A 25,020-nucleotide genomic window follows, 5' to 3' on the forward strand; every position below is an offset into this window, starting at 1 on the left:
TCTTCCTTGGTCATTTGGCACTCTAACTCTCGAAAAATGTAATTCTTACTCATTTCGCGATACTTCAATGATAAAACCTCTAAATACAAGAGGTTGCACTGATTTAAGGAGATATGCACGATTGAACATAAGCAGACATAATGCGCAGTGATGCACATTAAAATCTAGGAGACTTATTAGCCTTATTCCTAGCAGATTTTACGTACAGAGCTATTTAAATTAACTCTTTTAAGCATTTTATGGATTGGCTACATGTTTAATCGATATAATTCCCACCACCTTGATTGCATCAGATAAACACTCTTACAGGCTCCAATCAAAGCGTCTGTCAAAATTAACTTTTACCTCATTACATTACAGCGCCTGCTGGAAAAATTTCAGGTCGACTTCTTGCAAAAACTAACTCTATCTTGATGTTATCCACTCGCTGTTGAAAACAGTTTATCTCTGAGACCTGAACAAACTGAAAAGCCTGAATAACCTGGCCAGCTCATAGTGCTCGTGCATTCCAAGATCTCCCACACATGACTAATGTCTAATCTGAATTGCTGATTACTTAGTTGGGCTCTTTCAAGTTGAGCTCGCTTTAAGCTCTATCAATTTACATCGTTCTCATTACTCAGGCTTAATTAGCTTGTCTCTGATACTCAAAAGAGATTCTTAGAAAGCTGCATAGCATTGAAAATGTATCCGTAGTTAATCGCACTGCAGTAAATTGTGGATAAGTGACAACGCAACGTATTTACTGTTCATATTCATCACTTTGTTGGTGCTCTTCATACCTTGTCTTACATGTGAGATGTTGATACTTCTATTACCTACAAGCTTTTAAAATCAGATATTTAGACAGGTTTCGTATTAACTAATACGTCTTTTGTTTGATAGCATGTCCGGGAAATCAATAACTTACTAAATAAAGGTTTTACATGAAAAGCAGTATGGTCGCCCTATCACTATTATCTATCTTCGCAATGAGCTCCCAAGCGGTTGCTAGTGATAAAGAAGCTTCATCTAAGGAGCTTGGTCAGTTTTATGTTGGTGCTGATATCGGCTTTTACAATGAAACCGAATTTGAATTCCCTAACAACGCTATTGAAGATTCATCAGACCTTTCTGACCTCAGTTATAACCTAGTTGGAGGCTACGAATTCAATACTCATGATGTTGTTAAGTTAGGACTAGAAGCCGAATACCGAAAAATTGGTAAGGTAAGCTATAGCGATTCGATGGATATCGAAGGTCAGGCTTTCTTCGTCAACGTTAAGCCAAAATTCATTGTTAAAGGAGATGCGTTAGACTTATACGTATCACTATTAGCTGGTGTTGGCTCGATGGATATGGACGTAAAAATGTCCGGAACCTCGGAATCTAAATCAGAAGCAGCTTACCAAGTTGGTGCAGAGCTTGGTGCGATAGTCTCAAACAATATCGACATCCACCTTGGCTACCGAAATGCACGTGTTGAAATCTACGATGTCGATGTTTCTTCACAAACCGCTTATATTGGTGCGCGATACAAGTTTTAACCCCTTCGAATAACCGTTAGTCCACTCTAGCAAAGCCTTCCTCTCTAAAGTGGGCGTTACTCGGTCCTTTATCTTGACTGAATCGGCCTATATAAGTTACGTTGTATCTTATTTTGTGTAGGTATAGGAAGTTTAAGGGACTACGTTTTGCAAAATAAACCACCTAAACAGACCACTATTTCGTGTTTAAATTTTGATCTATCAAACAGTTATAATTGAAAATAAGGTGATTAAGCAATCAAATGCTGTGCATTCGGAGTTGCATTACCAATTAAAGTGTTAACATCAGGAAATGTTGTAAACTAGGTGTTTGATATGTTGCCTAAACTTTATAAGTTCAGATCGCTCCACGATAGAAACATACAATCTATATCCGAGTGTTCGTTGTGGTTTGATTACGCTAAATCCTTTAACAACCCTTTTGATTCTAACCACATCTTCAGCCAGTGCCTTCAAAATGATTTTAAGGTGATGTGTTTCTCGCAGTCCAGCGACCACCCTATACTGTGGTCTCAGTATGGTGACAACTTCAAAGGTATGTGTATTGAGTATGACCTTAACTATTATGAGGGTGACGCGAACCTAAATTGCTTTGAGGTTCAATATGAAGACCATCCAAACAATATCTGTTTGCCTTTGTTAGAGAAGTTACCGCCATTAAACTTAGGTACCGAACTCTTTAAGGTAAAGCACTCTAATTGGCGCTATGAGCGAGAATATCGCTGGGTACTTCCTAAGGAAGAGCTCGAAGGCAATAAACTGTTTCTTAACAAGCAATGCCTTACTTCAGTCATTCTCTCAGAGCATGCTCCAGCGGATAGAAAGCTTAAACTGTTAATGACATGCCAACGCCTAGGTATTCCAGTCAAACAAGCAATGGCCAAACAGGACTCATTCACGTTTGAAGTGGTTTGCTAAACAGCCACTGTTGGTAAGTCCGGCTTTGTCAGCAACCTAAATAAAGTGACAGTGCAACTTAAAAGAAAGAGCCACACAAGTGTGGCTCTCTTCATTACATCTTATCGGTTATTTTACCTGGTACCCTATTCTGCATTTGCTCAATTGTCGTCGCTGACATTTGAACATTGGAAAACCAATAGGGTCTGTGCTTAACATTGAACAAATCACTATTATCCAGCGCTTCAAAAATAGAAAACTTTCTCCCTTGGGCTAACGCAGCTCCATAAAGGGTTCTTTCTAGCGCTGGTATGTCATTTACTTCCTCTAACAACGCTCGCTTTATAAACTGGTTGGTTGGGCTCCAGTCAATAAATTCGACAAGCTTCTTAAGTAGCTTGAGTTCGAGTTGCTCTATCATCGACTCTAGAAATTTCGTATTTGGGATGACTTCAGCGCAAGCATAATACTCTTCATGCTTATCACTCGCATCACGATAGCCGATCATGGTTTTAACCAAAGCATCTTCGAATGTCGAAGAGAAATGATTACAAATCAGAAATAAAGGTAAGACTCTCAGTACACCTAAAAGAATTCCAACATTTGGATCTTTAACGGACGTTTCTTGTAACCTCATGCGCGTAGTATTCGAGGTCACCACCAAATGTTGCCAAACCTTCGGTACGATATGTTTAATGTTGTTGTCATTCCACTTAATCAGTTGCTGACTCATTAGTAATGGAAACAACAAACGGCAGTTCTCGATACCGATTTGCCTTGCCGCAACTTTGGGGTCGAGAATGATTTTAGATTTCTTACCGTACTTTTCTGTGAACTCTCGGTTAGACACAAACTCAACAAGGCTAGAGCTAAGCGTCCTGCTTTCTGATGATATTTTGTGTAACTTTGAAAAGTTTAAAGATGGAGAATACCCAACACTCGCGAACTGATTGTAATCGGGTAATTGGGTAAATAAGGAGCTTATGAGTGTGCCTTGAAGCTTCTCTAGCATGAGTACAGAGGCGGCGTCACTCACATCGTCAATGACGTAACGCAGTGTCTGTTGTTTGGCCGCTACCTTCTCGCGTTTGGCATTTACTCTATCTTGTTCACAGCGCAACAGAATGCGCTGGTTATGTGAAATTCGATCCGCTTCATCAAAGATTACGCTCTCGCAATATCTATTCTCTAAACTAAGTAGCGTGTCGACCTTTGATTGGTCGAGTTTATATTTTGTGGATATCAACCATTTAGTAAAACGAGCCTCAACGTTAATTGAAACTTTTCTAGAGATCTCTATGACTTCTGGGGTGTAATTTTTATTTGCTAACAACAACCGAGACTTTCCTTTGCCCTAATCTTCTTTTGGCAGCATATGCTGACTTTATAAGTGAGCTAAATATTAATAGAAATTAGAGATTGGTTCACGAAATTGTTTCATTAAAATTATAGATATTTAATTATAGTGCATTAGAGCGGTTATTCTGATATGTGAAGACGAATGTATTTCTCAGGAAAGCTGTACTTGAACTTTTTACGCTTAGGCAGATGCTTTTTAGCTTCTTTACAGATTTTGCTATCCCCAGAGGTTCTGACCTTTTTGATTCTTGCATAACCTTTGGCGTGCTTCATCTCAATCATAAGATCACAATATCCTTCTACCTCAATATGACTCTTACTGAGCCCTTTAAGGACAGAGGTCTTAATCTTCTTTGCTACTGGGTTAATCAAGGCATCGTCGGAAAGTGTTAGTGGTGACAAAAAGCACAATAAAATTACAAGATATCTCATACTGTTCTCTTTTAGTTAAGATTGAAAACAGTATGCAGATAATGGAGAGATGTTTAGGATTAACTTAGTATGATGTTGTATTGGATAACACGTAATTATCGAAAATTAAGCTTTCTTTGAGCCTTTAGACTTGAATCCGTTATGCGGGAACACATTGCGAATGCGTTGCTGTACGCTTTTAGGTACGTCCTTAGTGAACTTCAAGTTATAGCCAGAACGTTTCGCATACACTTTTAATTCGCCCTTAAACGCATTGTTGTGGCCGATCTCTTGAAGGTTGTGCTTAAAACTCGGCGGAAGATGACCTTTAACCTGCTCAATAGCGCCATCATTGAATTTGATTTTCAGGACGGGTCTATCTACAGCGACCAACCAAAATACCAACACTGCACCGATTAAGATTACATACATCATAACGTCACCACTAATATTGATGGTTACTTATCGTCAGAAAGAAGCTTGCTTAAATCTTCTTTAAGGCTCGTTACCGTTTTACTCGCCTGTTCGCTGCGTGATGCTTCACTCACCAAATATTCGATGGCGTCAGACAAGGTACAACCTAGCTCATTCGCTCTTTGGGATAGCTTTTCCCAGACGCGATAATCGAGGTCGATTGATTTCTTTTTGGTATGAACTTGTTCAGCGTTAAAGTGGCGTTTGCGCTTCGCCCTAATCGCTTGTTTGAGCTTATTGTCGAGCTCTGGAGACATGTTGTCTGATATCCACTCAAGCACACCTGTAGGTTGGTGTTCGAGCTTTAATAACGCCTGAATAGCGACGTCAGCTTCACTTGAATCAATGTGGCAGGTGATCGATTCGCCTTCTTTCCATTTTTTGACCAGATAGTTCCATTTCCAACCACATTCTAAGTTTTCAAGTTGCTGATATTTCATGTCTAATCTCGAGTGTTAATCCTAGTGACAGCGTAACCCAAAATGGGCGATTTAACAATTATTGTCTTGAAAGAATAGACCAAGATCATACTTATATTAGTCCAGTGATCAGTAACGTCCATATAGAGCTACAAGCGAGATCGGTTTTTCTATATACTCCCTACCTCATTATCATAATCAGAAACTTAAATGACTCAAGTAGATTGGCGACATGTTACGCCTCAGTACGACGAATATAGCGCTCAATTAGAGCAATTCCATGACATCTCGCCTCTCCCATTTTCAGATATTCAACACAGATTCAGAGACGCGTTGACTCGCTTTGTCCGCTTATCAAACCTTTCACGTGTTTTGTTGGTCAACTCTCCGGACAACTCGATCTATCGCCAAATGATCGTTGAGTCTTTAGTCGCTGAACTGAATGACGATACACAGCCCGTTATCAAAACCGAATCGTTGAATGCAATTTCTCTGTTTGACCAAGTTCAGTCTAGAGATGGAAAAGTCATCGCGACGAAACCTGGTCTACTCACCAGAGCAAACAACGGCTACTTGATCGTATCTGCAAATTTGATTCTTGCTAACCCGGGTAGCTGGTTATTATTAAAATCTGCGCTTCTTAGCGAAGCTGTGGAGCCAATCAGCAGTAACCCTGAGCACTTGAATCAATCACCAACGCTTCCTCTTACATACAACATCAAATTGATTGTCGTTGGAGACAGAGCGCAACTCGGTGACCTTGATTACTTGGATAGCGATATTCAAACTGGTTTTTGTCTTTTTAGTGAAATTGAACAAGACATTAAACTGTCTGAAGAGACTTTGACTCAATATCTAGGGTATCTGAAGTGGCTTCAGAAGCGTTACGAACTGCCGAATATTACTCAACAAGCGTTGACGGCAATTTTGACCGCAGGCGCTCGAGAAACAGAAGATCAAAGTTACATTCCATTGTGTCCGATTTGGCACAACGCGCTACTGAATGAAGCGCTGATTGAAGCCAATAACGGCGAGATTGATATTCAGCATATCCAACAAGCTCAACAGCATAAATACAATCGAGAATCATACCTACCAGAGCGCGCACTTGATGATATTCGAGATGGCCAAGTCATCATCGAAACTGAAGGTGAACAAGTGGGCCAAGTGAACGGCCTAACCGTTATCGATGTTCCAGGCCACCCAATCTCTTATGGTGAGCCAGCACGTATTTCGTGTGTCATTCACTTTGGCGATGGTGATATTGCCGATGTTGAACGTAAAGCTGAGCTTGGTGGTAACCTGCATGCGAAAGGCATGATGATCATGCAAGCGTTCGTTAGCAGTGCGCTAAACCTTGAAGATCCATTGCCATACGCTGCGTCTGTCGTGTTTGAACAATCGTATTGCGAAGTTGATGGCGACAGTGCTTCGCTTGCTGAGCTGTGTTCTCTAGTGAGCGCACTATCTGAATACCCTATCGACCAACAAATCGCTGTAACGGGTGCTGTCGACCAATTTGGTCGTGTGCAAGCGGTTGGTGGCCTCAATGAGAAGATCGAAGGTTTCTACCATGTTTGTAAGCATCAAGGCCTAACAGGCAAACAAGGCGTGATACTTCCAAGGTCTAATCTGAGACATCTTGCACTGAAACCGGACCTTATCGAAAGCATCAAAAACGAAGAATTTCACATCTGGTCTGTGTCAAATGTAGACGAAGCTATTCCTCTCATTATGAGCAAACCATTTAGAGACGATGAAGAAGAAAGCGTTCTTAGTAAAATCGCGGAACGTATTGAAAACTTTGAAAGACATGAGCACCCAATTGGAATTGTTGGACGCATCAAAAACTGGTTTGTCTAGTACTGATCGGACTTGTTTAGCGTACACCTGTTCACTAATATGCACCTATCAAAAATCGGAGTAATTGATAATGCAAAACAAACGTGATTCTTACACTCGCGAAGAGCTTCTAGCTTCAAGCCAAGGCGAACTATGGCCACAAGGTCCTCAACTACCAGCACCAAACATGTTGATGATGGACCGCATCACCAAAATGTCTGAGACTGAAGGTGATTTCGGTAAAGGTTTAGTGCTTGCTGAGCTCGATATTACTCCTGACCTATGGTTCTTCGATTGTCACTTCCCTGGTGACCCAGTAATGCCTGGTTGTCTAGGCCTTGATGCAATGTGGCAACTGGTTGGTTTCTACCTTGGTTGGGTTGGCGGCGAAGGTAAAGGCCGTGCTCTAGGTGTTGGTGAAGTTAAATTCACTGGTCAAATCCTACCTACAGCGAAAAAAGTAACGTACGAGATCCACATGAAGCGTGTTGTTAACCGTCGCCTAGTTATGGGCCTTGCTGATGGTCGCGTACTTGTTGATGGCAAAGAGATTTATGTTGCTAAAGATTTGAAAGTTGGCCTTTTCCAAGACACGTCAGCATTCTAATTAGATAGTTAAATTTAAATAAAGCAGCCAATGGCTGCTTTATTTTTATCTGCAATATATTTAGTTATAGTGCATTAAGGTTCGGATTAATTGAGATATAACATCCACCAGCTATGAATGCTACCTTCAGAACATACCAACTACTCTCTATGTTATTTTGCAAACTTTACCTCCCCCTAAAAACTAACAAGGCTCCATTGTATTTAAACCAATGAAGCCCTGACCTTGAATTCGTTGCGCTCTATCTACTTGTAGAGACCTGCTTGTTTATCATCTCTGGCATCTCGCCAACCACCTAACCAATAAGACCGAGAATCCATTTGACTATATGGGCAAGCTTCTTGTGACCTACCGTTTAAACCAGCTTTATAGCCTTGAGATTGTGCTCGTTCTAGTCGATCACGCTTTTGTCTCTTCATAGTGCAGTCCTCATACGGGTATTTCGATTTACTAACATACAATGATTACAACTTTGCGGAGTTTTTGTGACTCCAAGTTTAAGAATTGACCAATTTCTCAGTTTTCTCAAGGTGAAAAAAAGCCCGAGTTCAGAATTGTGAACTCGGGCTCAAGAGAAAAAATTATTTAAATTTTCTACGGAACCCTAACAGACCAAGTACAGTCAAAGTTAACCAACCTAGGCTACCACCTTGACGATCGACTTTCTCTGAGTCGGCACTACGAGCTTGAATATCAGCTTGAGTTTTGCCAGCAATAGGAACAAGTTTAACCGCTACAACCTCTTCTACCGCATTAGATGACGCGCCACCACAGTATGAGTTGTGAGACGTTGTATCATACGGCTGAGCTGTTCCACCAACAGTACACTTAATCGCAGTCGCCGAGATTACACCAGCATCGTTAATGTCAGTTGCGTCGATGATTCTAAACTTGTTGTTTTCACCAGAAGCATCACCATCATTGGTTAGATCGTCTAGCCACCAAGCTTTGCTCTGAAACAGCGCAATTCTTGATGCGTCAGTGCCATTTGCTTGATACGGGTAAATAAAGCCTCTGTGTCTTCTTTCACTACCGTCTACTTCACGAGTCGTTTCCGCATCAATCTGGCCTACAAATTCATTGTAGTTATTTACTGCTTTAGCTTCGCCACTTGAGCCACTAAAGAAAATGCCACCGGATAAGAATGTTGCTGTTGGGTTTGTCGCATCCGTTACAACAAAGATCTTATTACCTGCACTACCATTCTCTGGAACATAGCCATTACGTTTGGCATAACCAACAGCGAACAAGTTGTTGTTAATATCAGTCGCAACAGAGTTGCTGTATCTCGCATCGTCATTAGACGAGCCAGACTTAACCTCTGCGCCGCTAATCTGTGTAGTTGTCCATGTCGCACTCGTTAGATCTAACGAATTGCTCACAAAGACACTGGCATTCATGTCTTGTAGGTCGCCGTTACCATTTTCGGTATTATAGCCAACACCATAGAAAACAGAGTTTGATTCAACGATTGAGCGCATGCTGCCTTGAGCAAAATAATCACCTTCTTGAGCATTACCGCTGCGAATCCAATCAATTTCTTTGGTCGTAGTGTCATCCCAGATTGCCGCTTTAGAAGCAAAAGCTTTGTCTGGCTCAGATGTATCTGTAGGTGCAAACTCCTCAGACACACTACCTACATTGTAAACAGTGCCGTTACTTGCTGTGATAGCTTTCCAAGCACGTGTTTCAGAAGTACCAGTAGGTCCATTTGTCGTCGTAAATAGTGCGTTGTTGCGGATACCACCTTCAGATTTAACACCTAATGGTTGAGCTGTATCATCTAGAGAGTTAATCACCGTATTACGGCTCTCATATGTGGCACCACCTTCGACAAAGGCTTTAGCGTTTACATGAGTGAGATCATTTCTTTCCTTGCTCCAAGTATCGTTCCAACGATTTTGAGCCCAGCTCTCACATGTAGAATATCTCAGTTCTCGATAGCAATAGTTTTCGAAATCATCAAACTCTTGGATGTACTGGAATGGAGCATCCATAGCGAAAGGCACTTCTTCGCGATAGCTTACCGCTTCAACCGTATTGCGAGTTTCACCAGCCAGTTTGAATGTAGTGTCAGCACAGTTTGTTGCAGCTGAGTTAAAACACCCTAGTGCAAGGTCATTCGTTCCGTCGGTAGCACTACCAGGCTGGATCGCTACACCAAAAATCTCAGATGCACCGGTAATCGAAGGCGTTACTTCAACGACCTTATACAGCGCAGCGTTGGCATTAGTTGCAGCCAAAACTAGAGCTGCAACTGTTGTTAATTTAAATTTAGTACAAGTCATTATTACTTCTTAACTTTCCTGTTGTAGTGCCTCGAGCTCTTCCCAGCGCTCAAATGCAACTTCAAGCTCCTGCTCTGTCGCAGTTAGCTTATCTAAAACTGGCTGTGTCTGCTCTACAGATTTTGAAAAGAAGCTTGGATCATTAACTTCTTCCTGAAGAGCTTCAATTTGTGTTTCCAATTCTTCTAAACGTTGTGGTAACGCTTCTAGCTCTCGCTGTAGCTTATACGATAACTTCTTAGGTTTAGCTTTAACTGGTGCAGTTTTGGGAGTTTCCTCAACTACTTTCGTTGGCTTTGATGGCTTTTCAACCTGTCGGTATTCAAGCGCCTGCTTTCTTTGCTGTTGCGCATCGTGATAGCCACCAACAAATTCTTCAATCACGCCGTTGCCTTCGAAGATCCAACTTGTCATTACTGTATTATCTACAAACTGACGATCGTGGCTTACTAAAAGAAGCGTACCCTGATAGTTGGCAAGCAAATCTTCTAAAAGTTCCAAAGTTTCGATATCTAGATCGTTGGTTGGCTCATCGAGAATCAGCAAGTTGTTCGATTTGAGGAAAATCCGAGCTAATAACAGACGGTTTTTCTCACCACCAGACAGCGCTTTAACAGGAGTACGAGCGCGTTTAGGCGAGAATAAGAAATCTTGTAAGTAGCTAAGCGCATGACGCTCACGTCCACCTACTGTAACTTCTTGCTTACCGTCAGCTAGGTTATCGATAACCGACTTCTCTGGGTCAAGGATCTCGCGGTATTGGTCAAAATAAGCCACTTCAAGCTTAGTACCGCAATGTAGACGACCTGAATCAGGTTTTAGCTGGTCAAGAAGCAGTTTAAGTACCGTACTCTTACCACAGCCATTAGGGCCGATAAGAGCGATACGATCACCACGCATGATATTGAAGCTGAAGTCTTTAACAATCTCTTTGCCTTCGAAACCAAAGTTGATGTTCTCAGCTTCAAATACAATCTTACCTGAACGCTGAGCATCATCGATTTGGATAACCGCTTTGCCCTGCACTTCACGACGATTCAAACGCTCTTCACGTAGCTTCTTAAGCGCACGTACACGACCTTCGTTACGAGTACGACGAGCTTTGATACCCTGTCGAATCCATACCTCTTCCTGAGCGAGCTTTTTATCGAATTCAGCGTTCTGCATTTCTTCAACGCGAAGCGCTTCTTCTTTCTCAACTAGGTAATTTTCGTAATCACCAGGGAAAGAACTCAATTTACCGCGATCAAGGTCGACGATACGCGTAGCCATCGACTTAATGAACGCACGGTCGTGCGAGATAAAGATGATTGAACCACGGAAGTCTTTCAGGAAGCCTTCTAACCATTCAATAGTAGCAACATCCAAGTGGTTCGTCGGTTCGTCGAGTAGAAGCACGTCAGGGTCACACACAAGCGCACGAGCAAGAGCCGCTTTACGTTGCCAACCACCAGATAAGTCCGTCAGCTTAGTTTCGGCTGTCAGCTTTAAAGCACCTAGAACATTCGTTACACGGTCTTCAAAACGCCATGCATTAGCGTGATCCAATTGCTCTTGTACACGAGTAAGACGGTTTAGGTTCTTTTCACTTGGGTCGGTCGCGATCAGATCCAGAAGATCATGATAGATCTTTAGCTGCTCGCCGATTTCAGCAAGACCACCAGCTACATAATCATAAACTGTGCCTTCTTCGTTACGCGGCGGATCTTGTTCCAAGCGAGACACAACCACATCTTGTGTAATTTGCATCTTGCCGTCATCCATGATGATGTTGCCAGAGAGGACTTTCATCAACGTAGACTTACCAGCACCGTTGCGCCCTACTAAACAAACACGCTCGTTTTCTTGCAGCGCGAAGTCTGCACGGTCTAATAGTGGGTGGTCGCCAAATGCTAACTGCCCATTATGAATTGTAAGTAATGCCATTCTTCTTTAACCAATCATTAAGTTCTAACAAGCCAAATGGCCAGTTAAGCTCTGAGTGTTGAGAACCGTCAGAGCTTTCAAATTTGAGCACCGGAATAGTGACCCCGTAACGGGAAAAGAGCTCATCATCGAATGCGATGTCGACAACATTGATATGATGGCTAATGTTTAACTGTTCCGTGAGTTGGAATGCCATCTCACATAGATGGCACCCTTCTGTACTGTAGAGAGTCAGCACTATATATCCTTATACAATCTCTTAACTACTTATGAGTAATCAACCAGCAGTTATGAATATGCTTATTGCGAGAGAAATCTAGTGGAAGTGTCTTCGCTGAGATGTTCTGAGCCTTAAGACCTAGTTCGTCTAGAGCTTCCAAGTCCATTTTGAAGTGACGCTTGTTGTTAGAGAACACAATCGTACCTTCCTCACGAAGCAGGCGTTTTAGGTTCTCCATCAATTGGATATGATCACGTTGAACATCGAAAGATTGATCCATACGCTTCGAGTTAGAGAACGTTGGTGGATCAATAAAGATCAGATCATACGAACCCTGCTCTTTAGCCAGCCATTGTAGACAGTCAGCTTGAACAAATTGATGTTGACGACCGACACGTCCGTTAAGCTCCATGTTCTCTTTCGCCCACTCTAGGTAGGTATTCGACATGTCAACGGTGGTTGTAGAGCGTGCGCCGCCCACAGCAGCGTGTACAGATGCACTACCTGTATAAGCAAACAGGTTAAGGAAATCTTTGCCTGCTGCCATTTCACCGATACGACGACGAGTAATCTTATGATCAAGGAATAAACCTGTATCTAGGTAGTCGTGAAGGTTAACAATCAGCTTAACGCCATACTCATTTACTTCTAGGTTCGATGAATCTTGAGAAAGCTTCTGGTATTGAGAGCGCCCTTTTTGCTTCTGACGAACTTTCAGCACAACGTTGTTGGCTTCAACGCCGGTCACTTGAATAGAAGCACGGATGATATCGGTTAGACGACGTTTTGCTTTCTCTTCCGGTACATCTTTAGGTGCAGCGTATTCTTGAATCACAAGGTGACCTGGGTATACGTCAATCGCTACATTGTATTCTGGTAAGTCTGCATCGTAGATACGGTAACAATCTAGTTGCTCTTTCTTAGCCCACTTGCCAATTTTGCCGATGTTCTTCTTGAGACGGTTCGCGAAATCAGGCGCAATCTGCTGTTCTTGTTGCTCTGCAGGACGCTCTGACATCGGACGATCTGAAATTGAGTAGTTCTTTTGGTGACACGGTAACGCACCGTTGTTCAGTTTGAACTGTTTATCAGCACGCATACGTAAGCAGCTTAGTAACTCGTCTGAACTAGAGAAGATAGATGCGTGACAACCACCAAACTCAGCTTTAAGCTGTGCGCCAAATGCCGTGTATAGTGCAATCAAGCCAGGCTCTGTGCCTAGACGCTCACCATAAGGTGGGTTTGATACAACCACGCCGTTATCGAAATCAGCAGGACGCTTAACTAGCGCAGCATCACCTACTTCAAATTGAATTAAGTCTTCAACACCGGCACGACGCGCATTGTCACGTGCAGTCTTGATCATTCGCTCATCGTTATCGTAACCGTAGAACTTACACTCGACTTTCTTAACACCACGGCGACCTTGAACATTCGCTTCTGATTTAACTTCAGCCCATAGCTCTGGTTCAAAATCTTCCAGAGCTTCGAAACACCATTTCTGACGCTTAACACCCGGAGCCATGTTCGCAGCCATCATTGCCGCTTCAATAACAAGCGTACCTGAACCACACATAGGATCTAAGAAAGGTTTGGTTGCATCCCAACCACTACGAAGAAGAATCGCTGCAGCCAGTGTTTCGCGTAATGGTGCACGACCTGATTCAGGACGGTAGCCGCGTTGGTGAAGGCCGCTGCCGACCATATCCAAACCAAGAATCGCTTTGTCACGGTGTAGACGAACGTGAATACGAACATCTGGGTTTTCTTTACTAATAGAAGGACGAGGCAATGACTTCTTCTCGAAGCAATCAACGATAGCGTCTTTCACTTTCATCGCGCCGTATTGGCTGTTGCGGATTTCACGGTTAGTACCGTTGAAGTCAACCACAAAACGCTTAGAGCTATGGAATTGATTCACCCAGTTAACCGCAGTGGTCGATAGGTACAAATCCATGTCGTCCTGACAAGTGAATTCAGAAAGGACACGTACAAATCGAGAAGCCAAACGACTCCACAAACAACAACGATAAATTTGCTCATTGGTCGCTTTGAATTTAACACCTGCTTGAACAGGTTTTGCGTTTGTAATCCCTAGTTGGGTTAGTTCTTCAACTAATAAATTCTCAAGGCCGTTTGAGGTAACCGCTAGATATTGATTCATAGTGTTCTTTTATTGATAAAAATGAGCTCGATTATACCTGATTTTGTTACCAGAACATCACTCTAAACTCGTCTTTTCATTGAATCTTTCGACTAACTGGCTAGCAAACACACAGTACTGAAGCGATCGCTTACCCAGTCCCCCTTACAGCATAAGACCTAACAAACCCAATTTTTTTACATCCAATTCTCGACCGAATCAACATTGTGAATTAATATTCACCCTAAAATTGGTATATACCAAGAGGAAATAATGGGTGAAATTTAGCTACAAAAGAGCGAAAACAGGGAATAAAGAAGACTAAATTACACTTTTGAGGAATTAAATGAGGTGAAATTAACGTAAAAAAAATTGTCTTAACTTCACTATTTTGATGGTTAGCGAGTGATGCATTTATCAGGATGAGGTTTTTTAGGCACAAAAAAATCGGCTATTAAGCCGATTATTTGGAAGGTTTAGTGAGGTTGTTCTGTGCGACGTATGGCGAAATGATGTATTAAACTTGGGTTAGCCTACCATCGCAATATGATGAGATTGATGCAGAATTGCGTTAGCATCAAGCATTCTATCGTGCATCACCTTGATTGAGTCGCCAAAGCGCAATCCTTTTGAAGGAGTCAGTAGGAACTCTTCTAGGTCTACAAACGCGCACAAGCTCGCACACTCGCCCACTTCTAATACAATGAAGTAACCAAGGCTATGCTCGTTATTCATTTGTACAATATCCCCTTCCTGAGGATACTCATGGCCTGCACCTTGAGGTGCAAAGAACCAACTCTTTGGTTGTACAGGCTTGTGGAAACGCTTCGCAGCCACGCAGTAAAGCGCTAGTTCTGCTTGGCGAGGCTCAGATAGCTCTAAGCCAGAAATTTGTTCTTTGAAGGTTTGGTATGAGGATGCGTCATCAACGGTGAATTCATTATCTCGAAACGCGCAGTCCACCAGCTTATTGCGGACCAGATTCGTTTTGAAAATCATATCCTCTCCGAGGTTTAGCATTAATGAACATTGCTGCTCATCGTAATACCAACTCCATGTATCGCTAGGTTTAAGCATCATTTCGTCTCACACTGTTGAACCATTCCATTAGGTAAAACGCAAAATTACCTTCAATTGCAGTAATTTTACTGAGCAATAGGCAAAAAAAAAGAGGAAATGAATTCCTCTTTCTTATCGCTTTTCTCTACAACTCAGGGAGTTACAGTGTCTCTTTTAGTAAGACGATGTCAGTTTATAGGTACTTCTGATATTGATGTTCTATAACGACCTAGTTTACAAACTACAGGTTTTTGACAATGTCAGCTACAAGGCGTGGACCTTTGTAGATAAAGCCAGAGTAAACCTGAACAAGCTTAGCGCCTGCCATCATTTTCTCTTTTGCAGCAACATAAGAGTCAACGCCACCTACCCCGATGATCGGCAGTTGGTCACCTAGCTCTTGGTGAAGTTTACGAACTACTTCAGTACTACGAGACTGAACTGGACGTCCACTTAGGCCACCGGCTTCGTCACAGTGTTTCATGCCTTCGACAATTGAACGATCCAATGTCGTGTTTGTTGCGATCACACCATCGATCTTATTTTTGATCAATGATTCGCAAATTTGGCTGATTTCGTCGTCACTTAGATCCGGCGCAATCTTAAGAGCTAGAGGAACATACTTACCATGCTTCTCTTCTAGTTCAGCTTGTTTTGCTTTCAGCTCAGACAGCAAATCATCAAGTGCTTCGCCGTATTGTAGAGAACGTAGCCCTGGTGTGTTTGGTGAAGATATATTTACCGCAATGTAACCCGCGTATTGGTATACCTTCTCCATACAGATCAAGTAATCTTCTGCGCCCTTTTCAATTGGCGTGTCTTTATTTTTACCAATGTTGATGCCCAAGATGCCGTCGTAGTTTGACTTCTTAACATTCTCAACCAGGTTATCTACGCCTAGGTTGTTGAAACCCATGCGGTTGATGATACCTTCAGCTTCAACAAGACGGAATAAACGAGGTTTATCGTTACCCGCTTGTGGACGTGGAGTCACAGTCCCTACTTCTACAAAGCCAAAACCCATCGCGCCAAATGCATCAATACACTCGCCGTTTTTATCTAGGCCAGCCGCAAGGCCAACTGGGTTTTTAAAAGTAAGACCCATGCATTCTACAGGTCGATGAGGTAATTGTTGGCGATACAAAAGATCAATGGGAGTGCCGGTAAAGCGTTTGAAATTTTGAATTGCAAGATCATGTGCCTTTTCGGCATCAAGTTGGAAAAAGCCAGTTCTGGCTAGACGGTAAAGCATTGTGCCTCCGATAGAAAAAAGCCCCGTGTAAACGGGGCGATATTATTTACTTATTTACCCAACTATTCAATCTATTACTGTCTGTAAGGGTAAGATAATCGAGTTTGCTAACGAATGAGCTTCTTTATTAAGCAAACGTTACCGTTATCTAGGCAGTTAGCACTCTTTAATTCACTATCCAGTGAATCGGTTTGAGACATTACGAATTTACGGCTACTCACTTTCCAGGGTAAGCAATCATAACCCGAAACGAAAAAGGCAGACCAAATGGCCTGCCCTTAAATCGTTTTACTTGAGTCTAATCGTTAGTCTTTCGACATGCAGTTTAGATTCAGTAGCATCAATTCGCGCAACGCAACTGAGAACTTAGCAAACTCGTGAACAGAACCTACTTTGAATTCGTTCAGGATACTTTCCCAACGATGTAGAGAAACAGAATTGCTTTCCATCCAATCGTCGAGCGCTTTGATCACATCAAGATCCGAACCACAACCGCAGTTAAGTACTTGACCTGTTAATTGACGTTGTTGCCAATCCAGATCTTCTCTGAATGCAGCGCGTGCCAATGCTTGCCAGTTGTTGTCGACGGCTTGGCCATTGATCTGCTTCAAGAACCAGTGCAGAGACAGACGGTCGCCCAGATTGAAGTAAAGTTTAGACGCTTGTTGTACTGTTTTACCCGTTTCACGAGCCACTGTGGATATATCCAGTGCTGAATACAAGCTAGACAGACGAGCTACTGAATTCGCCAATTCTGCTGTAACGCCTTGGTCAATCCATACTTGCGCCATTGCTTGATGCTCTTCTACTTCTGAAGCGACCAGATTTTCATCCAGCTTCTCAGTAATAGCGACTACATCGCCTTGGTAAAGTTCAACCAGTGCTTTCACAGATTGTTTGCCAGTACGGTTTCTTAGTAACCAGCGTGTTAAACGGCGTAGTGTACGACGTACATGGTACAGCAACTCATATTGAGCTTCTGAGCTAGAGATATTGTCCAGTTCACGGATGCTCTTAAGCACTTTACCCAAACCATAGATTTCACGTGATGCCGCGTAAGCATTCGCAATATCGACAATGTTTGCGCCCGTCTCTTCTTGCAAGCGAGTAATGAAGTTACAGCCCATTTCGTTAACCATTTGGTTAGCAAGAGCCGTCGCAATGATCTCTGCACGCAGTGGATGGTTATCCATGTGTTGAGAATAGTTACGGCGTAACTCCGTTGGGAAGTATTGCATCAATTGTTGCGCATGGAACTCATCATTCGCAATATCATCACTCACAAGATCTTCTTTTAGAACCATCTTACCGTAAGCAATCAATACTGATAGCTCAGGTCGCGTCAGGCCTTGACCTTGCTTCTCACGCTCTAGCAGAGTTTCATCATCTGGGATGTATTCCAAACCACGATCCAGATACCCTGCTTTCTCCATAGTATGAATGAAGCGGATTTGCTCTTTAACTAAACTCACGCCTTGATGTTCAGTTACCGAAATAGACTCAGCTTGGCAGTACGCGTCATCAAGAACGATTTCACCAACTTCATCTTCCATTGACTCAAGCACTTGGTTACGTTGCTTAACAGTCAGATCACCATTAGACACCAAACCGTTCAAGAAGATCTTAATGTTCACTTCGTTATCTGAACAGTCAACACCACCCACGTTATCAACGAAGTCTGTGTTCACTCGGCCGCCGGTAAGCGCATATTCAATACGACCCAATTGAGTCATACCCAAGTTACCGCCTTCACCAACAACTTTTGCTTTCAAATCGCCGCCATTGATACGCAACACGTCATTAGCACGGTCGCCAACATCAGTGTGAGTTTCACTAGAAGACTTAACGTAAGTACCGATGCCACCATTCCAAAGTAGATCAACTTCCATAGACAAGATCGCTTTGATCAGATCATTTGGCGCCATTGATGCTTTCTTGGTACCCAGCATTTTCTGAATTTCAGGTGTTAGAGAGATAGACTTCGCTCGACGAGAGAAGATGCCACCACCCTGAGAAATCAGTTCTTTGTTGTAATCTTCCCAGCTTGAGCGAGGTAGATTGAACAAACGATCACGCTCTACCCAGCTTGATGCTGAATCTGGATTCGGATCAATGAAGATGTGCATGTGGTTAAATGCCGCTTGTAGACGGGTGTGCTTAGATAGCAGCATACCGTTACCAAATACGTCACCCGCCATATCACCAACACCAATAGCAGTGAAGTCTGTTGTCTGACAGTTAATGCCCATTTCACGGAAGTGACGCTTAACCGATTCCCAACCACCTTTTGCGGTGATACCCATCGCTTTGTGGTCGTAACCGTTAGAGCCACCCGAAGCGAACGCATCACCTAACCAGAAGTTGTACTCTTCAGATACTGAGTTCGCTAAGTCAGAGAACGTTGCTGTACCTTTATCAGCTGCAACAACCAAGTACGGGTCATCTTCATCATGACGAACCACGCTCTTAGGTGGGATAACCTCACCTTCAATGATGTTGTCTGAAACGTCTAGCAATGCACGAATGAACCGCTTATAACAACGTTGACCTTCCGCGAAGATCTCATCTCGGCCAGACATAGTGTGTTGACGCTTACAAACGAAACCACCTTTAGCACCTACTGGAACGATAACCGTGTTCTTAACTTGTTGCGCTTTAACTAGGCCTAGAATCTCAGTACGGAAGTCCTCTTGACGGTCTGACCAACGTAAACCACCACGTGCTACTTTACCGCCACGTAGATGAACACCTTCAATATCTGGTGCGTACACGAAAATCTCAAACGCAGGAACCGGCGCAGGGATATCTGGAATCTCGCTTGGTCTCATTTTCAGAGCCAACCAAGGCTTAGACTGCTTGTTTTCGTCTACTTGGTAGTAGTTAGTACGAAGCGTTGCAGTGATCATTTCCATGTAGCGACGAATGATACGATCATCATCCAAGCTCTCTACATGATCCAACTGTTCAGTGATCTTCTTAATAAGATCTTGTTGGCCTTTCGCGCTGCCCTTCAATTTCGGGTCAAAACGCTTGCCAAACAAGCTCACTAGCCCTTTTGCTAACTCTGGGTAATGAGACAATGTGTCTTCGATGTATTGTTGGCTGAATGGGAAACCTACTTGACGCATGTAACGAGCATAAGCACGTAAGATTGAGATTTCACGGCCAGAAAGACCCGCGCCAAGTACTAAGCGGTTGAAACCATCGCTGTCTAACTCACCCGCCCAAATTGCAGCAAAGGCTTGTTGGAAAAGATCGCGCGCTTCACGAAGATCAATTGTTTGGTCGCTCTTGTGCAGCATAGAGAAATCAAGGATCCAATATGTCACACCATTGGTCTTACGCACTTCGTATGGCGACTCACCGATTACGCGTAGGCCAAAGTTTTCAAGCATTGGCATCACATCAGAAAGGTGAATTGGCTCTGCACTGTGGTAGAACAGTTTTAAGCGCACTGCTTTCGAGTCTGCAGCTTCTTCTTGTGGACGGTAGAAAAGCATACCAAGTTTGTTGTCTTCACTCAGTGCTTCTAAACGTTCGATGTCTGCAACGGCAGAACCTGGCATCATGTCTTCTTTGTACGAACGTGGGAATGCACGCATGTACTCTTTCGACAATGGAAGCCCTTTACTCTCACCAAAGTTTGCAATGATTGATTCAGATAGACGGTCATCCCACGTAGACGATACTTCCATTAAATTTTGCTCAATTGTTTTCACGTCCACATCCATGTTGTTGTTATCAACACGAACAATATAGTGCGTTCTTGCCAGAGGGCTCTCAGAGAAGTACGTTGTAAATTCTACTTCTTCTTCACACCCAAAGTACTGCTTCAAGATGCGCTGTGTTTGGCGACGAAGTTCAGTGTTGTAACGATCTTTTGTTACGTAAACCATACAGCTAAAGAAACGGCCAAACGGGTCTTTGCGAACGAACAGACGCAGAAGATCACGATCTTGCATCTGTACGACACCCGTACCCACTTCAAGCAGTTCTTCTTCTCGAGCTTGAAGCAGTTCATCACGTGGGTAGTTTTCAAGAATGTTGTGCAGAGCTTTGTAAGAGTATGAACCCTCACGATAACCACTCGCGTTTAAGATACGCTCTACTTTCTCACGAACTAGAGGAATCGTTTCAACGGTTTGGTTATAAACAGCAGAAGTGTAAAGACCAGTGAAACGGTGCTCACCAATTACCTTGCCGTTCTTATCGAATTTCTTAATGCCGATGTAGTCATTGTAAGCTGGGCGGTGAATGCGTGAAGCCGTGTTGCCCTTTGTTACGATAAGTACATACGGTTTTTTTGCTTCTAAACGCGCCGAGTCAGAAAACTCAGACAACTTAACGTTACGTACACGATCTGAATTCGCAAACAAACCAAGACCTTGCTCCTTGGTCGGTTGCAGCTCAGTATCGCCGTTAACTGAAACTAGGTCATATTCCTTATAACCCATAAAGGTAAAGTTGTGTTCACCTAACCAACGAAGAAACGCCAACGTCTCATCAAAACGTTGACCATCTACTGGAATGCTTTCTTTTTGCTGTTCAACTTGGTCAGTGACTTCTTTCAGCTTTTCAACCATCGTTAACCAGTCGTTAACCACTAGGCTAGTGTCAGTGAAAATGTCTAGAAGCTCTGTCTTAAGTGCCGTCATTTCTGCTTTGCTACTTAGACGGTCAACCTCGATGTGGAACAAAGATTGGAAAACACCTTCACCACTGCTCACACCCACTACACTTCCCGAATCAGAGCGAGAGATTTGCGTTGGGTTATGCAGCATAAGGTGAGAAGAAAGGTCTAGGCGAGTCAGTGCCATTTTTACAGAATCAACAAGGAAAGGACTGTCCGGTACCACTATCTCAACGATAGTGTGAGTGGACTGCCAACCTTGACGACTTACCGTCGGGTTGAAAACGCGTACTGAGATTTCGTCAGCTTTCTTTTCGTTGATGTGGTGCCATAAACTAACTACAGCACCATATAAATCGGATTCATTTCTCTGAGTCAGGTCGTCATGAGAAACGTTACTAAACAAGTGTTGAGCAAGTTGAGTTACGAGAGGTCGATGAGCAAGGTCAAGTTTGTCTTGAATCAGCTTGTAAACTTTTTCAAGTAAAACTGGAACCACAGTTTCACGTGCGGTCATAGTCACACTCCACAATTAGAATTATATTTTATTATTAGGGGTATCACTTAATCTGGCGTTTGAATCGCGCTTTTGAACACTTTTCTACTAACGAGTTAAGCAAAGGTAATGCATTCATTTATTGTAAAAGCATTATTGAAAAATGGTTAATTGTTTTGGAGGTGGTAAGAGGTGAAATGTTTGATTATGTGATTAAGATTCCTTTTAACTCACTAGGCATGCCAAGCTTTACAGAGCTTCTAACTTAATAAACTTATTTTTTTGGTCAGTTGTCAGCCTAAATTGCCCTCTAACCCCTATTTGTGTAAGAAAAGGTCTGAACCGAGTTGCAGGTAACTGAATACGCAATCCTGTTGTTGTCATTACTTGTACTTTACTTGCCGCACCAGAATAACTGGCCAAAAACTGCTGATATGAGATGTTAAGTTGGAAAATATAGTGATTCATACGATACCTGTATAAATATACAGTGCCGGTATTTTTTGGCACTTAACGATGTCTGACAGTGAGACTGAGCTTGAAACTGTTCTAGCTTATCGAAAATTCGATGAGCCAGAAACAAAAAATCAGTGGCAGATATTCTCTACCACTGATGACTTTTCTTTGTAAGTAAACAGTTTATAAGTAAACCGTTAGCCTTGAGAACGCTTAACTTAAGCTTCTAGTGCTTTCGTTACTTTCTCAAATAAGTCTTTTGCTAAGTTATCCATGTTCTTCAATGTCTCAAGTTCTTGCTTGATAAGAGCTTGGCGATCATCATCATACTTACGGAATTTAAGCAGTGGATCAATCAGACGTGAAGCCACTTGCGGGTTACTGCTGTTTAGCTCACGTAAGATCTCGCCAGCAAATGCGTAGCCCTGACCTGATTTGTCATGGAACTGAACTGGGTTCATGTTTAAGAACGAACCGACCAAGTTACGAGTACGGTTTGGGTTCTTTAAGCTGAACGCTTGATGTGACATAGACTCTTTGATCACTTCAAGGGCATTTGAACTTGGGTTTGTACCTTGCAATGCAAACCACTTATCCATAACAAGACCATCGTGTTTCCACTTGTCACTGTAATCCGCCATCAAGGTTTCACGACATGCTAGTTGTGCACTGTTTGCCGCCCCCATTGCTGCCATCGTATCTGTCATGTTATTCGCTTGTTGGTACATCGCAACAACCAAGTCATTACCCTGCTCAGTGTGAGCTAAGTAACTTAGGCAAACTTTACGTAGAGTACGCTTACCAATCGAATCGTGATCGATCGTGTATTCTGTTAGAGCGTGGCTGTGATAAACAGCCGCTAACTCGTCTTCAAGTTCTGCAGCTAGTGTTACTTTCATCGAGTTAAGGACCGATGCGATCGCATCAATATCAACACGCTCGTACCAACCCGATACTTCATTGTGGCTTGGCAGTGAAAGCATTTCTGCAATAAACGCAGGCTCTAGTGAATCGCTCAGCAGTACGCCACGGAATGCGTCAACAACAGAATCAGAAAGCTCAAACGCTTGACCCTGTTGAACCTTCTCTACGTTACTGCGGATGTACTTCGCTAATAGCATTTGACCCGCATCCCAACGAGAGAACTCATTGCGAGCATTCACCATCAAGAAGATCAGCTCATCATCTGAATAGTCGTATTCCAATTTCACTGGCGCAGAAAATTCACGAAGTAATGATGGGATCGGTTGTTCCGCAACGTTTTCAAACACGAAAGTTTGTTCCGCTTCTTTCACGTCTAACACGTTATGAACTGGCTCACCGTTACATTGTAACTCAACAACATCACCCGACGCAGTGTACAACTCGATATCTAGAGGGATATGCAAAGCCTGCTTTTCAGCTTGCTCGTGAGTTGGCGCCGTTACTTGACGAGTTGTTAATGTGTACTGTTTCTTCTCTGCGTCGTAATGGCTTTCAACAGATAGCGTCGGCGTACCAGACTGGCTGTACCATAAACGGAACTGAGACAGATCAACACCCGATGCATCTTCCATTGCGGCAACAAAATCTTCACACGTTGCTGCCGTGCCATCGTGACGTTCGAAGTACAGTTTCATGCCTTTTTGGAAACCGTCTTCACCCAACAATGTGTGGATCATACGGATCACTTCACTGCCCTTTTCGTACACGGTCAATGTATAGAAGTTATTCATTTCTATCACTTTTTCAGGACGAATTGGGTGAGACATTGGGCTTGCATCTTCGGCAAATTGTGGACCGCGAATGATACGCACATTGTTGATACGGTTTACTGCGCGAGAGCCAAGATCCGATGAGAACTCTTGGTCACGGAATACGGTTAAACCTTCTTTCAAACTCAGCTGGAACCAATCGCGACAAGTCACTCGGTTACCTGTCCAGTTATGGAAGTATTCATGGCCAATTACCGCTTCAATACCTAAGTAATCGGTATCCGTTGCTGTTTGGTCGTTAGCCAAAACAAACTTAGAGTTAAATACGTTCAAGCCTTTGTTTTCCATCGCACCCATGTTGAAGAAATCTACCGCGACGATCATGTAGATATCTAGGTCGTACTCTAAGTTGAAACGCTCTTCATCCCACTTCATTGAATTAATCAAAGACACCATTGCATGGTTTGCACGGTCTAGGTTGCCTTTATCAACAAAGATTTCTAGGTCAACTTTGCGACCCGATTGCGTGGTGTATGCGTCACGAAGTACATCGAAGTCACCGGCTACGAGTGCAAACAAGTACGCTGGTTTTGGATGCGGGTCTTGCCATTTCACCCAATGACGACCATTTTCTGCCTCGCCTTCATCAACACGGTTACCGTTACTTAATAAGAACGGGTTCTCTGCTTTGTCGGCGATAACTGTTGTTGTGAATTTCGCCAACACATCTGGACGGTCCATGTAGTAAGTAATACGACGGAAACCTTCGGCTTCACACTGAGTACAGAAAGCGCCGCCTGACTTGTATAAACCTTCTAGTGCACTGTTACCTTCTGGGTTCACTTCAGTAACGATGGTTAACGTAAACTCCTTCGGAAGATCAGTTAACGTTAGTTGAGTTTCAGACTGCTCGTATTGCGTCCACTCGTTGCCTTCAACCAACACAGAAACCAACTTCAAGCCTTCACCATCCAGTACTAATGTTGAGCTGTCTTTTTCTTGCTTAACACTAGACACCGCAGTAATGATAGATGCTGAATCGTATAAATCGAAAGTAAGATCGATTTCAGAAATAGTGTGAGATGGTGATTGATAATCTTTACGATACTTGGCTTGAGGTGTATGTGCCATGACGAGTTCCTTTTGATCGTTATACGTAATAATTTTTTAACTGTATATATCTAAAGGTTGATCGCCAATAAAACAAGGGGAATATTAAAAAAAGTAGGCATTGTAGGAAAATACCTCCATGTTTTGCTATTTTATCAATCAAATCAGACAGGAACGACTAATAAAAGAACTGTGCACAATATTATCAACG

General features: G+C 42.8%; 18 protein-coding genes and 1 pseudogene. 4 read left to right on the forward strand and 15 right to left on the reverse strand.

Translation table 11 applies throughout. The annotated features are described in order from the left end of the window. Nucleotides 1–122: pseudogene (locus F0251_RS24710) on the reverse strand (regulator); the annotation flags it as partial. Between the two features lie 804 nt (nucleotides 123–926). Between F0251_RS24710 and F0251_RS20895 the strand changes: the two are divergent. Together F0251_RS20895 and F0251_RS20900 are read left to right on the forward strand one after the other, a co-directional pair. Further along, nucleotides 927–1,526, forward strand: a complete 600-nt coding sequence (locus F0251_RS20895; protein WP_116872033.1) for a porin family protein — start codon at nucleotides 927–929, stop codon at nucleotides 1,524–1,526. A gap of 315 nt (nucleotides 1,527–1,841) precedes the next feature. Continuing rightward, the gene (locus F0251_RS20900; protein WP_061033436.1) at nucleotides 1,842–2,444 is read left to right on the forward strand and encodes a DUF2971 domain-containing protein; all 603 of its coding nucleotides are present in this window, start codon (nucleotides 1,842–1,844) and stop codon (nucleotides 2,442–2,444) included. Between the two features lie 94 nt (nucleotides 2,445–2,538). On the opposite strand, the gene F0251_RS20905 is transcribed toward F0251_RS20900, so the two are convergent. The 4 genes from F0251_RS20905 to matP form a co-directional block, all read right to left on the reverse strand. Further along, nucleotides 2,539–3,759 carry a hypothetical protein gene (locus F0251_RS20905; protein ID WP_171731729.1) on the reverse strand — a complete coding sequence of 407 codons (1,221 nt, stop codon included), beginning with the start codon at nucleotides 3,757–3,759 and terminating at the stop codon, nucleotides 2,539–2,541. Nucleotides 3,760–3,902: 143 nt separating this feature from the next. Beyond that, nucleotides 3,903–4,214 carry a hypothetical protein gene (locus F0251_RS20910; RefSeq protein WP_105057175.1) on the reverse strand — a complete coding sequence of 104 codons (312 nt, stop codon included), beginning with the start codon at nucleotides 4,212–4,214 and terminating at the stop codon, nucleotides 3,903–3,905. Between the two features lie 105 nt (nucleotides 4,215–4,319). After that, on the reverse strand, nucleotides 4,320–4,628 hold the full coding sequence (locus tag F0251_RS20915; protein WP_171731730.1) for a DUF3634 family protein: 309 nt from the start codon (nucleotides 4,626–4,628) through the stop codon (nucleotides 4,320–4,322). Between the two features lie 23 nt (nucleotides 4,629–4,651). Continuing rightward, on the reverse strand, nucleotides 4,652–5,107 hold the full coding sequence (gene matP / locus F0251_RS20920) for a macrodomain Ter protein MatP (protein WP_008221970.1): 456 nt from the start codon (nucleotides 5,105–5,107) through the stop codon (nucleotides 4,652–4,654). Nucleotides 5,108–5,296: 189 nt separating this feature from the next. Here matP and F0251_RS20925 point away from each other — a divergent pair, with 189 nt between their 5' ends. Together F0251_RS20925 and fabA are read left to right on the forward strand one after the other, a co-directional pair. Beyond that, nucleotides 5,297–6,949 (forward strand): Lon protease family protein, encoded by a 1,653-nt coding sequence (locus tag F0251_RS20925; protein WP_105057177.1) that lies wholly within the window; start codon nucleotides 5,297–5,299, stop codon nucleotides 6,947–6,949. Between the two features lie 70 nt (nucleotides 6,950–7,019). Further along, nucleotides 7,020–7,535: a bifunctional 3-hydroxydecanoyl-ACP dehydratase/trans-2-decenoyl-ACP isomerase gene (gene fabA, locus F0251_RS20930; protein WP_004742305.1), complete on the forward strand. Its 516-nt coding sequence runs from the start codon at nucleotides 7,020–7,022 to the stop codon at nucleotides 7,533–7,535. Between the two features lie 245 nt (nucleotides 7,536–7,780). Here the strand turns inward: fabA and rmf are convergent, their stop codons facing one another. From rmf to pepN, 10 genes are all read right to left on the reverse strand, one after another. Continuing rightward, nucleotides 7,781–7,954: a ribosome modulation factor gene (gene rmf / locus F0251_RS20935; protein WP_004742306.1), complete on the reverse strand. Its 174-nt coding sequence runs from the start codon at nucleotides 7,952–7,954 to the stop codon at nucleotides 7,781–7,783. Nucleotides 7,955–8,116: 162 nt separating this feature from the next. After that, nucleotides 8,117–9,823 (reverse strand): DUF3466 family protein, encoded by a 1,707-nt coding sequence (locus tag F0251_RS20940; protein ID WP_061033441.1) that lies wholly within the window; start codon nucleotides 9,821–9,823, stop codon nucleotides 8,117–8,119. Between the two features lie 9 nt (nucleotides 9,824–9,832). Further along, nucleotides 9,833–11,749, reverse strand: coding sequence for an ABC transporter ATP-binding protein (locus F0251_RS20945; RefSeq protein ID WP_061033442.1), 1,917 nt, complete (start codon nucleotides 11,747–11,749; stop codon nucleotides 9,833–9,835). Further along, the gene (locus F0251_RS20950) at nucleotides 11,727–11,987 is read right to left on the reverse strand and encodes a glutaredoxin family protein (protein WP_081090360.1); all 261 of its coding nucleotides are present in this window, start codon (nucleotides 11,985–11,987) and stop codon (nucleotides 11,727–11,729) included. The genes F0251_RS20945 and F0251_RS20950 overlap by 23 nt, the downstream gene beginning before the upstream one ends. A 25-nt stretch (nucleotides 11,988–12,012) precedes the next feature. After that, nucleotides 12,013–14,133, reverse strand: coding sequence for a bifunctional 23S rRNA (guanine(2069)-N(7))-methyltransferase RlmK/23S rRNA (guanine(2445)-N(2))-methyltransferase RlmL (gene rlmKL / locus F0251_RS20955; protein WP_061033443.1), 2,121 nt, complete (start codon nucleotides 14,131–14,133; stop codon nucleotides 12,013–12,015). Nucleotides 14,134–14,640: 507 nt separating this feature from the next. Beyond that, nucleotides 14,641–15,192 carry a cell division protein ZapC gene (locus F0251_RS20960; protein WP_008221983.1) on the reverse strand — a complete coding sequence of 184 codons (552 nt, stop codon included), beginning with the start codon at nucleotides 15,190–15,192 and terminating at the stop codon, nucleotides 14,641–14,643. Between the two features lie 220 nt (nucleotides 15,193–15,412). Then, nucleotides 15,413–16,423, reverse strand: coding sequence for a quinone-dependent dihydroorotate dehydrogenase (gene pyrD, locus F0251_RS20965; RefSeq protein WP_061033444.1), 1,011 nt, complete (start codon nucleotides 16,421–16,423; stop codon nucleotides 15,413–15,415). Between the two features lie 305 nt (nucleotides 16,424–16,728). Continuing rightward, nucleotides 16,729–21,570 (reverse strand): NAD-glutamate dehydrogenase, encoded by a 4,842-nt coding sequence (locus F0251_RS20970; protein WP_171731731.1) that lies wholly within the window; start codon nucleotides 21,568–21,570, stop codon nucleotides 16,729–16,731. A 228-nt stretch (nucleotides 21,571–21,798) separates the two neighbouring features. Then, nucleotides 21,799–22,017, reverse strand: coding sequence for a DUF2835 domain-containing protein (locus tag F0251_RS20975; RefSeq protein ID WP_081090361.1), 219 nt, complete (start codon nucleotides 22,015–22,017; stop codon nucleotides 21,799–21,801). 206 nt (nucleotides 22,018–22,223) lie between these two features. Further along, on the reverse strand, nucleotides 22,224–24,830 hold the full coding sequence (gene pepN / locus F0251_RS20980; protein WP_171731732.1) for an aminopeptidase N: 2,607 nt from the start codon (nucleotides 24,828–24,830) through the stop codon (nucleotides 22,224–22,226). Nucleotides 24,831–25,020 lie beyond the last annotated feature (190 nt).

It is taken from the genome of Vibrio sp. 070316B, assembly GCF_013114115.1.
In the GTDB taxonomy this organism is placed as follows: domain Bacteria; phylum Pseudomonadota; class Gammaproteobacteria; order Enterobacterales; family Vibrionaceae; genus Vibrio; species Vibrio chagasii_B.